This window comes from Shewanella sp. Isolate11 (assembly GCF_022398315.1).
GTDB lineage: Bacteria > Pseudomonadota > Gammaproteobacteria > Enterobacterales > Shewanellaceae > Shewanella.
In genome coordinates, this window is record NZ_JAKEVF010000006.1 from 94,446 (window position 1) to 109,434 (window position 14,989).

Sequence of the window (14,989 nt, forward strand, 5' to 3'; positions counted from 1 at the left end):
CTTATCTTGATCACGCATTTAAACAGCAATTCCGCCGCTGGGAATGATTATTGCTATGCTGCAAACAGCCCAATGAATAAAGATGATTTTCATGACAATCGATAAACAGCCCACATTCTTAAAAACTCAAGCCGATGCGCCATTGACCATTGCCGTTAAAGCGATTAATGAACAAGGTGAAGTCGTTGATAAACATATTGCCTGCGAACGGCCATTAACCGTATATCTAAACTGGCAGCCTATCGTGACCTTGATGACCCTTGGAGCAAGGCCTGAAGCCTTAGCATTAGGCTATCTAAAAAATCAGGGCTTTATTTCTGATGTATCCAAACTTGAATCTGTGATTGTCGATTGGGAAGTCAATTCAGCCGCTGTGATCACCTCTGAAACCACCGAACATTTAGCCGAAAAGCTAGCAGAAAAAACCGTCACTACTGGATGCGGCCAAGGCACGGTTTATGGCGGTTTTATGGATGGACTGGATGATATAGTGTTGCCAAAACCCCAGCTAAAACAAAGCATGTTATACAGCCTGTTAAACAACATTAGCGCTTATAACGAAACCTATAAAAATGCTGGAGCTGTCCATGGTTGCGGCCTATGCCAAGGCGATCAAATCAGCAGTTTCGTCGAAGATGTCGGCCGCCATAATGCAGTCGATACCTTAGCCGGAGAAATGTGGCTAAAACAAGAAATGGGCGGCAATAAACTGTTTTACACCACAGGTAGACTGACCTCTGAAATGGTCATCAAAGTCGCTAAAATGGGCATTCCAGTATTGTTATCTCGCAGCGGTGCGACCCAGATGGGACTGGAGTTAGCGCAAAAGCTGGGGATCACAATGATCGCCCGAGCTAAAGGGCGACACTTTCTGATATATCACGGAGCTGACAATATCGAATTTGATGCTCCACCCGCTAAACGCAATCAAGGTTAACCCCTTAGGCTCTGACAAATTTAAAGGAACATTGATGACTGAACCCAGTGAGCTGGTTTATATGAGCGCTAAACAGGTTGCGGAGTATTTAGATCTGAATGAAAAAAAGGTCTACGCCATGGCAAATGATTGTATATTGCCCGCAACCAAAGTAACTGGTAAATGGCTGTTTCCAAAAATATTGATTGACCGCTGGGTGATGGACTCCTGTCATAGCGGCATGTTATCCGATCGCATGCACATCACGGGAAGCGACGACCCACTGCTATCAATGTTAGTGTCTCGATTAATGTCTCGCATAGGCAAGAGCGATCTAGTGAGTTACAGCTCAACGGGCTCGCGTATGGGATTAGACCTGCTCTCGCGCGGTTATGCCGATGTTTGCACTCTGCACTGGGGCAATGTCGAAGAGCGCAATATTCGCCATCCGGCACTATTAAAGGGCTATCCCAACCACCAGCAATGGGTCATGGTTCACGGTTATACCCGTCAGCAAGGCTTGATGATGCGCAGCGAAATGCATCACAGATGCCAAGAAGAAGATAAAGTGATCGCCTTACCTTGGCGCTGGGTTGGCCGACAAACGGGTGCGGGCAGCCAACAGCATTTAGAGCATTGGTTGATGAAACAAGGTGCAAGCATCGAACAACTGGATATTGCGGTTACCGCCTATAGCGAACGCGAACTGGCAGGTTTTATTGCTCGTAATGAAGCCGACATCGGCTTTGGTTGCCAATCGGTTGCTATGGAAAGTGGCTTGAGTTTCGTGCCTTTAATCACAGAATCTTTTGACTTCGTCATGCCTCAGGGGATCTACTTCCGTCGTCAGTTACAAGCCCTATTCGATATGCTCGGTAGTACTCAAACGCGCCAACTTGCTGCTCAGTTAGGAGGCTATGACCTGAGTCAATGTGGCCAGATGCTCTGGACAGCCCATTAACACTCTTACTAACCTGAGTTCTGGATAAGCAGAGCCGCTGAATAGGCATCATTTATTGCATTCATTTAGCTCGTTAAATTTAGATTTTTCGACACTCGTCACCCCGAGTTCAGGTTAACTAAATCAACAGCTTTTGCTGTGTATCGCATAATCAAATAGGGTGAATGATATATACTAAACAGTTCAAATCGCTTCACACATAGTAGGGAACCCGATGGAAGCAGAGTTAAACGATATCCAAAATTTCTTACAGCAGTATCCACCGTTTAACTCTCTGCCCGAAGAGGTGGTTGCCGAGGTCTGCCGTCATGTAGAGATCTCTTACTACCGTAAAGACACGCCAATCATTCATTTTGGCGATTATATTCATGATCTATACATCATTCGCAGTGGCGAGGTCGAAGTTTATCGTCGCAAAGGCGAGCTCTATAATCGCCTCGATACGGGTGATCTATTTGGTCAAATGGGCCTGCTAACCAATAACAAAGTACGCTTCCCCGTAAAAGCCATTGAAGACACTTTGGTTTACTGTATTCCTGAAGCCATATTCCAACAGATTTATGATGAGCATGATGCCTTCGCCGACTTTGTCGAAGTTGAAGATAATGCTCGGTTGCGCCAAGCCGTATCGAACTCCAGCGACCAAAACGATCTCAGCACCTCTAAGGTACGAACACTACTCACCCGTGAAGCTCCTTATATCAACAAGAACGAAAGTATTCAAAATGCAGCCATCATAATGGCTCAAGACAATGTGTCCTCATTATTGGTGATCGATCCCGATATACTCGAAGATGATGAGAATGATACTTCCCCCTTAATGGGGATTATTACCGATAGAGACTTATGTACTCGTGTTGTCGCCGAAGGTATAGATCCCACGAACGATGTGACCTCTATTGTGTCGACCGAAGTGGTCTCATTGGATCATAATGCCTATGTATATGAGGCGATGCTGACCATGTTGCGTTATAACGTCCATCATCTGCCAGTGCTCAAAGGGCGTCATCCCATCGGCATTATTGAAGCCACTGATATTGTGCGTTATGAATCGCAAAACTCCTTACTATTGGTCAGCAGTATTTTCCAGCAGCAATCTATTGAAGAGCTTGCGGTATTGGCTTTACAAGTGAAGGATAGCTTTGTGCGTCTGGTTAATGAAGATGCCAATTCGCACATGGTAGGCAGCGCTATGTCGGTAATTGGCCGTAGCTTTAAACAGCGCATTTTAGAGCTCGCCGAGGAAAAAATTGGCCCTCCACCGATCCCTTACTGCTTTTTGGCTTTGGGTTCTATGGGGCGTGATGAGCAACTTATCGTTACCGATCAAGACAATGCGATTATTCTAGATGACAAGTTCGATAAAAAACTGCACGACCAATACTTCAGTGATTTATCCACATTTGTCTGCGACAGCCTAGATCAATGCGGCTATAGCTATTGCACAGGCGACATTATGGCGACCAATCCCACCTGGCGCATGACACGCAAAGAATGGGAAGCGTGCTTCGCTGATTGGATAGACAACCCCAATCCAAAAGCCTTATTAAATGCCTCTATCTTCTTCGACCTCGATGGGGTCTACGGCAAATTAAAATGGGCCGAACAATTAAATGGTTTTATTGTCAGGCGTGCCCGTAAAAACAACCGTTTTCTCGCCTGCCTCGCCCGAAACGCCCTGAATCGCACGCCTCCATTAGGCTTCTTTAAAGACTTTGTGATGGAAAAAGATGGGCGCCATAACAACTCGATTAACCTGAAACGACGTGGCACTGCACCGCTAGCCGATTTAATCCGTGTGCACGCATTAGCAGTAGGTTCGCGTGCTCGCAACTCATTTGAACGCCTCGATGACATCATAGAGGCCAACATTCTGCCTAAGGGACGAGCCCAAGACCTACGTGATGCAATGGAGTTTATCTCTATGGTGCGCATCCGGCACCAAGCCTATGATGTCGAACACGATATCGATCCCGACAACAATATTGAGCCGGAACATCTATCTGATTTTGAGCGCCGAAATTTGAAAGATGCGTTTCAGATCTTAAGCAATGGCCAGAATTTCCTAAAATTCCGCTATCAAGCCAGTAACCAATTCAAGTGAGCCACACATGCTAAAGAAGTTACTTTCACCTCCTAGCATCGACTGGCATGGCAAGTTTGAACAAAAGCTTAAGGTCATCGAACATCCGGTATTGCGTGAATATTATGCTACGCCACTTCCCGATGCCAGCCAGCCTATCGCTGACATCGAATTTCTCGCCATGGACTTTGAAACAACGGGTTTAAATGCCGATAAAGACGATATTATTTCTATCGGCACAGTTCCTTTTAACCTCAATCGCATTTTCGTCAATCGCGCCAAAAACTGGACTGTAAAACCACGTGAGAAGCTACAAGAAGACTCTGTCATTATTCACGGTATCACCCATAGTGACATTATGGATGCGCCGGATCTCTCGGCCATTTTCCAGCAAGTGTTACAGGAAATGGCAGGCAAAATCATGGTGGTGCATTATCAGCAGATAGAGAGACAATTTTTCCAACGCGCATTAATGACACGCATCAATAAAGGCATCGAGTTTCCTGTGATTGATACCATGGTATTAGAGTCGATTATTCAACATAAACATCACGGCGGCCTTTGGAATCGCCTCAAAGGTATCAAGCCGCCATCGGTAAGACTAGGCGCGTGTCGGACGCGTTATGGATTACCCATTTATCCACCACATCACGCACTAACCGATGCCATCGCTACTGCAGAATTGCTGCAAGCACAAATCGCTCATCACTATGATCCACAACTGCCGATAAATGAATTTTGGCAATAGTGGTCAAGTAAGCTTATCCACCATTCTCCAAAGAAAACCAATAAAAAAGGAAGCTCAAGGCTTCCTTTTCTATTTAGATTTCACTTTAGAAGCGCTCGGTACGCATCCCTTTAATCAAACTGACACACATCAGCAGCAATATCACGGTAAACGGTAACGCGGTAGAGATAGCCGCCGCCTGTAAGGCTTGGATGGCTTGTGTGCCACCAATCCACAATAGTGCGATGGCAATCGCCCCCTCGAGTAATGCCCAAAAGACCCGTTGTGGAATAGGAGCATCAACTTTACCACCAGCGGTAATACTGTCGATCACCAAGGAGCCGGAATCTGAAGAGGTGATAAAAAATACCAACACCAATATCACTGCAATAATCGATAACAGATTACCAAAGGGCAATACATCAAACATTTCAAACATTGCCAATGGTACATCGGTTAAGCCTTTAGCACCCAGCTCGCCAACTTTGTTGATCACTTGGTCAATCGCCATACCGCCAAACACAGACATCCAAATTAAGGTAACAAAAGTTGGTACCAGCAATACCGCGGTAATGAACTCACGTACCGTACGCCCTTTAGAAACTCGAGCGATAAACATCCCCACAAAAGGAGACCAAGAGATCCACCAAGCCCAATAGAATACAGTCCAACCTTGGAACCAAGCTTCATCTGTACGGCCATGAGGATTGCTCAAAGGAATAATATTTTCGATGTAGGCCATAAAAGTGGTAGGAATCGAACCTAGGCTAACGGCATAACCTATCATAGCCACCAGAATCAGCAGTAAGAAGGCGACGATCATATTAATATTACTGATCACCTTCACCCCACCGTCGATACCTCTCACAACTGACACTACAGCTAGCAGGGTGACCGAAACGATGACTATAATTTGTAGGGTAATATCAGCAGTAAAACCAAACACATGATGAATACCACTTGCGGCTTGCTGCGCCCCTAAACCTAACGAAGTTGCTAAACCAAACAGGGTAGCCAGTACGGCAAGAATATCGACAATATGACCCGCCCAGCCCCAAGCGCGATCGCCTAAGATAGGATAAAAAATTGAACGAATTGAAAGTGGTAAGCCCTTGTTATAAGCAAAGAAAGCCAGCGACAAGGCAACCACACCATAAATAGCCCAAGGATGCAGTCCCCAGTGGAACATGGTCGCCCCTAATGCCAATTTAGCAGCCTCAGGAGTATGAGCTTCAACGCCTAAGGGCGTTTCATACCAGCCGGTAAAATAAGCCACGGGTTCGGCGACACTCCAGAACATCAAGCCAATCCCCATCCCCGCGGCAAACAACATCGACAACCATGATAAGAAGGAATAATCAGCAGTAGCTTCATTACCGCCTAAACGGATTTTACCGTAAGGCGAAACGATTAAGCCTAAGCAAAACAAAACAAAAATATTGCCTGACCAAATAAACAACCAATCGAATGCGCCAATGATTTTCCACTTAATGCCATCGAGTACAGCTTTAGCCGTTTCTGCATCTGTTACCAATGTGGCAATCAAAAATAGGGCAATAAAACCTGCACTCACACCAAAAACAGGGTTATGCACATCAAAGCCCCACTTCTGCACATTGTCCTGACCAATCGTATAATCAGTACTGTCGATACTGTACTTATCAATACCTTTTGTCATCGATTCTCTCCGTTAAAGACTTAAAGAATCACCACCAGAAAATCATTTTCGCAATTATAAATGATTTGAACTCATAGTAATCTACAAAATAACACTACTTCCTAGTGTAACGTCCTAAAAAAAGACGTCCAATAAAAAGCTTTTTTTTGCGACACTTATTACTAATAACATTAAATATGAAGATTAAAAGAGCAAATAATCATCGACACCAACAGTATTGCATCATTAGAGCACTAACTAATAAGCGGTGAGATCCAAACAATTAAATAGACTCTTTTACCGTTTTTAGATGAAAGTCGGTACAGTTAAGTGAAATTTTGCTTAAATAAACCCACTCGTTATATAAACCCATTTAGCAAAATAAACCAAAGCATCAGCCAAGGAATAGTATGCAACCCACAATTCTAATTACCGGCGTAGGCAAGCGTATCGGACTTTATCTTGCCAACGCCTTTATCGAACAAGGCTATCAAGTTATAGGTACCTTTCGCAGCCATTATCCTAGTATAGATGCCCTCAGTGAATTAGGTGCTGACCTCTATTGTTGTGACTTCACAGAAGGTGAGCAGGTAGAAGATTTTATTCAAATCATCACCCAAAAATACCAGCAGCTTGATGCCATTATCCATAATGCTTCATTATGGCTGACAGATGACAATCCACTCGGTGCCAGTGAAATCATGTCTCAAGTAATGCAAGTTCATGTCACTGCGCCCTACCAAATTAACCTTGGCTTAGCCCCTCTGCTAACAAAGGGTGATCGCCTTAGCGATATTATTCATCTCACCGATTTTGTCGCCCAAAAAGGCAGCAGTAAACATATCGCCTATGCAGCAAGTAAAGCTGCATTGGAAAATTTAACCCTCTCCTTTGCTGCTAAATTTGCACCCAAAATCAAAGTCAACAGTATTGCGCCAGCGCTGATCTGCTTTAATGAAGGCGATGATGAAGCCTATAAACAAAAAGCCTTGGCGAAATCATTATTGGCTCGGGAGGCTGGCGAAATAGAGGTGTTAAACGCGGTGAATTACCTGTTAAGCAGCCACTACATCACAGGGCGATCATTAGCATTAGACGGCGGACGCCACTTAAAATAAACCGCAAGAATAATATCAACCGGCCATAACAAAAAGCCCTAGCGAGATGCCAGGGCTTTTTGACAAGTTAAACGGGTAAAATCAAATAAAACCGCTCAAATAGTGAGCACTCACTCTCCACAAACTGTACAAGTTTTCTGCTTTGCTAATTTCATTTCACGAAACTCCATAGTCAGAGCATCGATCATTAAAATTCGTCCCAACAAAGGTTTACCCATACCCGTGATCACCTTAATCGCCTCAACGGCTTGCAAGCAACCTATCATACCCACCACAGGCGCTAAGATCCCTGATTCGACGCAGGTAAGCTGCTGATCGCCAAACAGCTTGCTATAGCAGTGATAACAAGGGCTATCCTGCTGATAATCAAAAACGGTTACAGTGCCTTCCATACGAATAGCGGCTGCAGAAACCAAAGGCACACGATGGGCGAAACAACTTAGGTTTAACTGTTCACGCACCGCAATGTTATCGGTGCAATCCATCACTAAATCATGCTTAGCCACCAGAGCCTCAATCTCGGCGTCGTCGAGAACCGCATTGATAGTGGTTATCTCAACATGAGGATTAAGCTGGCTTAGTGTTTCTTTAGCCGATTCAACCTTGGGTTGACCCACATTACAGTCTTGATGCAACACTTGTCGCTGTAAATTGGAAATCTCAACAGTATCGAAATCCACTAGGGTCATGTGCCCAATACCCGCTACCGCCATATATTGACTGGCGGCGCAGCCTAAACCACCAACACCTATCACCAACACCTTGGCAAGTTTTAGCTTTTCTTGACCTTCAAAATCCATCGCCTTGATGGAGATCTGACGGCTATATCTCAAAATCTCACTATCGCTCAGAAGCTCATCATTATCAGTCGCTGATGTCATGATAAAATCCAATTAATTCAAGACGGCAGGAAAAGGTTCTACGGTGACAATACTGCCAGCCGGAAGATCCCCTTGTTGCTGCTGCAAAATCACAAAACAGTTAGCCAAACTCATCGAGGTCAACATGCCAGAGCCTTGGCCGCCAGTAATGGTTACCTCAGCTTGCCCCTGTGCATTTTGTGTCAAAATACCACGCTGATATTCCACGCGACCGGGAGATTTTCGTATATCACTCATCAACTTAGCTTGCACTTGCAAAGGCTGACTTGGGATTAGCCCTTGCATCTTATTAATCAAAGGCCACACCAACTTATAAAAGGTCACCATAGAAGAAACAGGATTACCGGGTAAACCGCAAAATACGGCTTTACCTAAGTGGCCAAACGCAAAAGGTTTACCCGGCTTCATTGCCAGCTTCCAGAAGGTGATCTCACCCTCTTCATCCAAAACCTGTTTGGTAAAGTCGGCATCACCCACTGAGACGCCGCCAGAAGTGATCACCATATCGGCTTGTGAGGCTGCGGTAAGAAATGCCGCTCGGATCGACTCTTTATCATCTTCAATCACGCCCAAATCGATCCATTCGACATTAGCACGACTCAGCAAGCCTTGGATGCTATAACGATTAGAGTCGTAAATTTGTCCTAGACCTAGCTCTGTGCCCACAGGACGAAGCTCGTCACCTGTGGAGAAGAAAGCCACCTTAACGGGACGCGTGACCCGTACCTGACTCGCACCTATGGTGGCTAGCACACCCATTTCGGCTGCACCAACCAAGGTGCCTGCCTGCAACACTTTACTGCCGCGCTTCACTTCCTCTGCACGCAAACGAACATTGGCGCCGATGCTTTTAGGGGGTTCAATTTGAATTGCATCGCCATTAGCGATCACTTTCTCCTGCATCTGCACTGTGTCATATCCCCGCGGAACTGGCGCACCAGTCATGATGCGAACACAGGTATTGGGTTGCACTTCCCCGCTAAAAGGATGACCAGCAAATGACTCACCAATCAGTGTTAACTGGGCATTATTTGCAAGGTCTTGAAAACGAAACGCATATCCGTCCATCGATGAATTATCGAAAGGAGGCAGATCAATACTCGATGCTAAATCTTCAGCTAATACTCGTCCTAACGCTTCAGGCAGTTGCACCACTTCAGAGTCATGTAAGGGTCTCACCTGCTCAAGCAGTTTGATGATGGCTTGGTCCGGATGCATTAAGCTTGACTGAGAACATGGATCGACTTTCATTGGGATCAGTACCTTAGAGATAAGTAAAAGCGAATATGAACTCATTATGCCACGCTGATTCCAGATGACTATGATCTTAACGCCAGTTTTTGACCTCAAACCCACTTCGATTAATAGCGACAAATCACCTCATAACCACTCGACCAAACAAAGCTAACAATCTTAATAGTAATTATTTGTATTTATAAAACATTAAGTTAAGTAAATTTGGTTGCAATTCACTAAGGGGTTTTACACAATAGTCGACCTAAAAAATGTACCGCAAAAGGATCTACTATGCTGGCCCAAACAATGATTGATCAGTTGAACGCCCAAATTAATGTGGAGTTCTTCTCCTCTAACCTTTATTTACAAATGAGCGCTTGGTGTGAAGATAAAGGCTTTGAAGGTGCAGCAAAATTTATGCGTGCCCATGCCGATGAAGAGATGCAACACATGCATCGCCTGTTCACCTATGTCAGTGAAACCGGTGGCATGCCACTACTTGGCGCGATCGAAGCACCGCAAGCTGAATTTGATTCATTACTGGCACTATTTGAATACACCTATGAACATGAACAAATGATCACGAGTAAGATCAATGCCCTAGCCCATGCAGCATTCACTAACCAAGACTACTCAACCTTTAACTTCCTGCAATGGTATGTTTCGGAGCAGCATGAAGAAGAGAAGCTATTTAAGTCTATCGTCGACAAGATCCGCTTAGTCGGTGAAGACGGTAAGGCACTGTTCTTTGTCGATAAAGATTTAGCACAAATGGCCATCGAAGAGTCAGCCAGTATCATGACCACTGGCGAGTAAGCGGCCATTATTTAATACCAATGGGCGATCAAAAAGGGCGGAATAATTACCGCCCTTTTGTTCATCTGTTTAACAAGCCAAGTTTAACTCGCTTGTGCCATCTGCGCTTTACGATACACCACAATATCTTCGATGGTTAATACTGGCATATTGTGCTTCTCACCAAAAGCGATGATCTCTGGCAATCTAGCCATAGTACCGTCAACATTGGTCACTTCACACAACACCCCCGCAGCTTTAAGTCCTGCAAGCTGCATTAAGTCGATAGTTCCCTCGGTATGACCACGACGAGTCAATACTCCACCTGGCTGAGCACGTAATGGATAAACATGACCTGGACGCGCTAAATCACTCGGTTGCGCATTATCGGCAATTGCAGCTTTAATCGTGGTCACACGATCCGCAGCCGAAACACCAGTAGTTACACCCACTTTCGCCTCAATACTCACGGTAAACGCGGTACCATACTGGCTGGAGTTATCTTCGACCATGGGCGGCAGTTGCAGCTGTTTCACTTTATCATCGGCTAAACAAAGACAAACAATGCCACTGCATTCACGGATAAGCAGCGCCATCTGTTCATTGGTAAGGTGTTCAGCCGAATAAATAAGATCGCCTTCATTTTCACGATCTTCGTCATCAACAACCAGCACACCTTGACCCGCCTGTAGCGCAGCAAGGGCATTTTCGACACGAGTGATCGCATCACCAAAAGGAGAGAGTAAAGACTGATTCATGGTTAAATCCTTAGTAATACTAATAAAATGGTTTTGTGCCAGAATCAGGGCGTACAGAAAATAGCGCAGTTCAGCCTCATTGAAGGCTGTGCGGCATAAGATAGGCGATAAACGGCAGTTGTCTAACATCAGACAGCAGAGCCATTACAACATCTTAATCTTCTCTTTCATCCGGACTTAGTGCACTAAGTGCTCATTACCGTCGGCTCTGGAATAACCTTAAAAGGTGCACCAGATCTGCTGACCCTAAAGCATTTGAACTTGCTTCAGGCGCTCGCGGGCTTAAGTTAAATAACTATCACCGCCGGTGGGGAGTTACACCCCGCCCTGAGAATTGCTACCTTGGTAGGTAGACGCGGCTATGGTGCGCCAAAATAATCAAAATAACAAGTTACAGGGTGACAAGTGCTAGGCAAATCACCTAACCTCATTGGTTTTAAAGTCACAAAAGTATTAGAGTCACAACAGCAAAATGATTGAGATGCAATTGCAAGTGATAATAGGTAACCGATACTATGGCTGATGCTATTTGGTTTCTGTATATGGTCCAATGTCGAAAAGGACAGCTTTATACTGGCATCACAACCGATGTTGAGCGCCGCTTTCAAGAGCATCAACAAGGTGGAGCAAAGGCGGCTAAGTTCTTACGTGGTAAAGGTCCGTTGCAATTGGTTTATCGAGAGACCGTTGGCGATCACTCTCAAGCACTAAAACGCGAAATCGCTATCAAGAAGCTCAGCCGCCAAGCCAAACTCGCAATAATCACAACAGCAATCACTACAAGCTAATCTGCCAGCATAAACCAAATAATAAATGGAGGGTGGGCGTTGGCTAACACTATCAAATCACCATCGAGTCGATAACAATTAGCCACCGCGCCGGGAAGCCAGGTTAATTAATTTAAACTCACAGGGCCATTGATGTTGTCAAAGCTAACATCGCCAGAACCCGATTCTGTGATAAGCAGACCATTACTGTTTTCAACACGAATGCTGCCTGAACCATCATCAATCGTCACTTTGCCAACCACATGTTTAATAGTCATAGCACCGGAACCATCGGTGATCATCACATCGCCATTAACATGACTAATCTCAATACTTCCAGAACCATCCTCTAAGTTAATTGCACCGTTAACATTGGTAAGCACTACTTCGCCAGAACCATCATTGATATCCAGAGATTTACCCCCGTCAATGGTCATGCTGCCAGAGCCATCGTTAATCTTCATATCGGCAATCACGCCTTTAATATCGATACTGCCCGAGCCATCATCTATGTCCAGTTTCATGGCCTCTGGCACTTTAACAATTAAATCGATATACGGAGAATTACCGCTAAATGACCACATACCATCAAAATTAGCCACCAACTTAGCCCGGTCCCCGTCACGGCTTAGAGTAAGCTCTGGCTCAATACCCTCATAGCCATAGATGTCGGCTTCTAGCTGTACTTGAGTTAATCCCGGCTCGCCTTTAATGATTAACGAACCTGCTCCCGTATTAGCCACCAAGGTAGTTAACTCATTGGCATCGATAGCCAGTTGTTCTTGATGGTGATAATCAAACGAGCGCATTCCAGCGCCATTAACGTTAATAATACAGCCGGAAAGTAAGCTACTGGCTAAGACTACAAATACCAATGGGCGAAGATTCATAATTCATTCCTTTTCAATACCCCTCATCTTGATGAGGGGGCTTATTCTTTTTAAAAACACAAATTCAATTAGATTCTGTATAAGCAGAGACTGTGCCAAAATCATATCACTCTGTTTTATAGGCAAATTATTAAAAACCCACCCAATTAGGAGATAAGTATTACTGATATCAATAGTGCGATTTACCATATATTGGTAAAAATCACCTTTTCCATGTCACCGAATAAAACCAATACAAGATTGCCAATAAAAAACGCAGACAATGCCTGCGTTTTTATAGGTTAACCTCACATAGCCTTACTAGACTTACTCACCCCGTAAAACCGGATACTTGAGATACTGCTGATCGTAATAAGGGCTACGCTCATAAAACCAACGTAATCTCGCCTTAGGATCGGCGGCGAATTCGCTATCTTGCAGCGCCTTTTCAAACTCTGCCTTTAGTGCGGGATCATCACTCAACATCTTTTGCGCCAGAGGCTCAACCGCATAATCCTCAATATATTCGGTACGAGTAAAGATAGGATTAAAGAAGCCCCACTGTAACAGCGAATCTGGCGACTGCGGCTCTAGCAACAAGATGGCTAAATCACCTAAAGGTTGTCGAGTTTCAACTTTAACGGTTCCCACTGGCAAAGTGGTTTTCAGTGAATGCGGCTCAACATCGGCAGAAACACGCTGACGACCTTCATAATCTTGGTCGGCAAATTTAACCGCAGACAAATGATACTGACTCAGAGTCAAGGTTGTTGGGCGAGTTAGGGTTTTCATTCTAACGCCATGTAGCTTAAGACGCTCAATCACCTGTTGCCACTGAGGTGGAATATAGTAAGCCGAGGGACGATTTACCTTAATATCGGCCACTGTATTGCCAATCACCGGCAGATTTTCATATAACTTAGGCTTACCTGTCCAGCGTACCACTTCTTCGCCACTAATCGGGCTGAGCTCCATCTGATACTCAATCCCTTTGAAATCCCAACCTTGCGCTTGTTGCTTACTTTGCCAAGTTAACGGGATAAGTTTGCTGTAACGGTGCTTATCTTGCTCAATTGCCGATTTCAGCGAGGTGGCTTGCTTACCGATAATCTCTAGGGTCGATTCAAGCATGACATAGGTGCCTAATACCCGCTGCTTAAACGGCTTCAAGCTATGATTTTCAATTAAAATCGTCGGCAAATGGCGAACATCACCATAGCCGTTAGAATAACGCGGGCTGGCATTCCACAACGACATGCCTTTGGTTAGATCACGATTATCCATTGCAAACACTAAGGGGCCAGGAATATGTCCTTGTGCCGTGAGCGCCTGTTCGACATAGGGGCGATATTTTTTATCTAACCAACGAAAACTGGATGGGCTCAAGCTATTAGCAAGGTTATAGCCGAAGGTAACATCATATTGATAATCGATGCCGTCGGTAACATGAACATCGATATATAAATCCGGCTGCCAATCATTAATCGCGCTGATCATATGCTGCATCTCTAGGGTGTCAGCTTTGGCATAATCACGGTTCAAGTTGAGGTTGTTCGCTGTGGTGCGCCAGCCCATATCTACCGGACCACGCTGATTCACACGGTTATACAGCCCACTACGCTCATGAGCATCGACACTAAAAATAGGCACAAACAGCAGATTAGCATTATCTAACAACGCAGCTTTATCACCCATAACTATGTCACGCAGCAACATCATACCAGCATCTTTACCGTCGATTTCTCCCGAGTGGATCCCTGCCTGTACCAACAGCGTAGGTTTATCGTTAGCCTGCAGTTTATCTGGGGTATCAGCACCATCACTTGAAGCGATCACCATCCAGATATCACGGCCCTGAGGGCTCTTACCGAGCGACACTTTATGTAATTTATCGCTGCTGGCAATCAATTTATCCAGCCAAACGAAGGTTTCATTGTAGCTAGGGCTAGTTTTTAAACCACCTTGCTCGAATGGTGTTGCCCACGCATCATCGGCGGCTTTGAGTAGCGATTCACTGTTACCATGCCAAACCAAACTCGGTGGCAAAACAGGATCGTTAACATAAGTGTCGGCAATTTGAGGAGTCGCGACCTTGCTGACATCGGCAACGGCCGAAGCGGTAAAGCAAGTCGCAAGCAAAATAGTAAGATAAGAGAATTTACAACGCATAGATGAGTGACCTTACGGCTTATTATTAGACCCTCATCTTTAATGAAATCGG

Annotated in this window: 13 protein-coding genes and 1 riboswitch; of the genes, 7 read left to right on the forward strand and 6 right to left on the reverse strand. The window is 44.9% G+C overall.

Annotated features, from left to right (window positions below):
• Nucleotides 1-91 precede the first annotated feature (91 nt).
• The 4 genes from L1D21_RS14210 (at nt 92) to L1D21_RS14225 (ending at nt 4,708) form a co-directional block, all read left to right on the forward strand.
• Nucleotides 92-937, forward strand: a complete 846-nt coding sequence (locus L1D21_RS14210; RefSeq protein ID WP_239845927.1) for a formate dehydrogenase accessory sulfurtransferase FdhD — start codon at nt 92-94, stop codon at nt 935-937.
• A gap of 34 nt (nt 938-971) precedes the next feature.
• A complete protein-coding gene (locus L1D21_RS14215; protein ID WP_239845928.1) occupies nt 972-1,877 on the forward strand; it encodes a helix-turn-helix transcriptional regulator in 906 nt (301 codons plus the stop codon).
• A 214-nt stretch (nt 1,878-2,091) separates the two neighbouring features.
• The gene (locus L1D21_RS14220; RefSeq protein ID WP_239845929.1) at nt 2,092-3,981 is read left to right on the forward strand and encodes a putative nucleotidyltransferase substrate binding domain-containing protein; all 1,890 of its coding nucleotides are present in this window, start codon (nt 2,092-2,094) and stop codon (nt 3,979-3,981) included.
• Between the two features lie 7 nt (nt 3,982-3,988).
• Nucleotides 3,989-4,708 (forward strand): 3'-5' exonuclease, encoded by a 720-nt coding sequence (locus tag L1D21_RS14225; protein ID WP_239845930.1) that lies wholly within the window; start codon nt 3,989-3,991, stop codon nt 4,706-4,708.
• A gap of 85 nt (nt 4,709-4,793) precedes the next feature.
• Here L1D21_RS14225 and L1D21_RS14230 read toward each other — a convergent pair whose 3' ends face one another.
• Entirely contained in the window at nt 4,794-6,365 is a 1,572-nt protein-coding gene (locus L1D21_RS14230) for a BCCT family transporter (RefSeq protein WP_239845931.1), read from the reverse strand.
• 389 nt (nt 6,366-6,754) lie between these two features.
• Here L1D21_RS14230 and folM point away from each other — a divergent pair, with 389 nt between their 5' ends.
• Complete coding sequence (gene folM, locus L1D21_RS14235; protein ID WP_239845932.1) at nt 6,755-7,462, forward strand: dihydromonapterin reductase; 708 nt, start codon at nt 6,755-6,757, stop codon at nt 7,460-7,462.
• Between the two features lie 110 nt (nt 7,463-7,572).
• Here the strand turns inward: folM and moeB are convergent, their stop codons facing one another.
• Nucleotides 7,573-8,343, reverse strand: a complete 771-nt coding sequence (gene moeB / locus L1D21_RS14240) for a molybdopterin-synthase adenylyltransferase MoeB (RefSeq protein WP_239845933.1) — start codon at nt 8,341-8,343, stop codon at nt 7,573-7,575.
• Nucleotides 8,344-8,355: 12 nt separating this feature from the next.
• Nucleotides 8,356-9,600, reverse strand: coding sequence for a molybdopterin molybdotransferase MoeA (gene moeA / locus L1D21_RS14245; protein ID WP_239846011.1), 1,245 nt, complete (start codon nt 9,598-9,600; stop codon nt 8,356-8,358).
• Between the two features lie 270 nt (nt 9,601-9,870).
• Between moeA and ftnA the strand changes: the two genes are divergently transcribed.
• Nucleotides 9,871-10,395 carry a non-heme ferritin gene (ftnA, locus tag L1D21_RS14250; RefSeq protein ID WP_239845934.1) on the forward strand — a complete coding sequence of 175 codons (525 nt, stop codon included), beginning with the start codon at nt 9,871-9,873 and terminating at the stop codon, nt 10,393-10,395.
• Between the two features lie 83 nt (nt 10,396-10,478).
• On the opposite strand, the gene ribB is transcribed toward ftnA, so the two are convergent.
• A complete protein-coding gene (gene ribB / locus L1D21_RS14255; RefSeq protein ID WP_239845935.1) occupies nt 10,479-11,132 on the reverse strand; it encodes a 3,4-dihydroxy-2-butanone-4-phosphate synthase in 654 nt (217 codons plus the stop codon).
• A 155-nt stretch (nt 11,133-11,287) separates the two neighbouring features.
• A riboswitch (FMN riboswitch) is annotated at nt 11,288-11,471 on the reverse strand.
• 203 nt (nt 11,472-11,674) lie between these two features.
• Here ribB and L1D21_RS14260 point away from each other — a divergent pair.
• Nucleotides 11,675-11,920, forward strand: coding sequence for a GIY-YIG nuclease family protein (locus tag L1D21_RS14260; RefSeq protein WP_239845936.1), 246 nt, complete (start codon nt 11,675-11,677; stop codon nt 11,918-11,920).
• 107 nt (nt 11,921-12,027) lie between these two features.
• On the opposite strand, the gene L1D21_RS14265 is transcribed toward L1D21_RS14260, so the two are convergent.
• Both L1D21_RS14265 and L1D21_RS14270 read right to left on the reverse strand, forming a co-directional pair.
• Nucleotides 12,028-12,789, reverse strand: a complete 762-nt coding sequence (locus tag L1D21_RS14265; protein WP_239845937.1) for a DUF4097 domain-containing protein — start codon at nt 12,787-12,789, stop codon at nt 12,028-12,030.
• A gap of 306 nt (nt 12,790-13,095) precedes the next feature.
• Nucleotides 13,096-14,937, reverse strand: a complete 1,842-nt coding sequence (locus L1D21_RS14270) for a M14 family metallopeptidase (protein ID WP_239845938.1) — start codon at nt 14,935-14,937, stop codon at nt 13,096-13,098.
• Nucleotides 14,938-14,989: the final 52 nt, after the last annotated feature.

Coding starts and splice junctions, on each gene's coding strand:
- L1D21_RS14210 (WP_239845927.1), top strand. CDS start 92: ATGACAATCGATAAACAGCCCACATTCTTAAAAACTCAAGCCGATGCG.
- L1D21_RS14215 (WP_239845928.1), top strand. CDS start 972: ATGACTGAACCCAGTGAGCTGGTTTATATGAGCGCTAAACAGGTTGCG.
- L1D21_RS14220 (WP_239845929.1), top strand. CDS start 2,092: ATGGAAGCAGAGTTAAACGATATCCAAAATTTCTTACAGCAGTATCCA.
- L1D21_RS14225 (WP_239845930.1), top strand. CDS start 3,989: ATGCTAAAGAAGTTACTTTCACCTCCTAGCATCGACTGGCATGGCAAG.
- L1D21_RS14230 (WP_239845931.1), bottom strand. CDS start 6,365: ATGACAAAAGGTATTGATAAGTACAGTATCGACAGTACTGATTATACG.
- folM (WP_239845932.1), top strand. CDS start 6,755: ATGCAACCCACAATTCTAATTACCGGCGTAGGCAAGCGTATCGGACTT.
- moeB (WP_239845933.1), bottom strand. CDS start 8,343: ATGACATCAGCGACTGATAATGATGAGCTTCTGAGCGATAGTGAGATT.
- ftnA (WP_239845934.1), top strand. CDS start 9,871: ATGCTGGCCCAAACAATGATTGATCAGTTGAACGCCCAAATTAATGTG.
- ribB (WP_239845935.1), bottom strand. CDS start 11,132: ATGAATCAGTCTTTACTCTCTCCTTTTGGTGATGCGATCACTCGTGTC.
- L1D21_RS14260 (WP_239845936.1), top strand. CDS start 11,675: ATGGTCCAATGTCGAAAAGGACAGCTTTATACTGGCATCACAACCGAT.
- L1D21_RS14265 (WP_239845937.1), bottom strand. CDS start 12,789: ATGAATCTTCGCCCATTGGTATTTGTAGTCTTAGCCAGTAGCTTACTT.
- L1D21_RS14270 (WP_239845938.1), bottom strand. CDS start 14,937: ATGCGTTGTAAATTCTCTTATCTTACTATTTTGCTTGCGACTTGCTTT.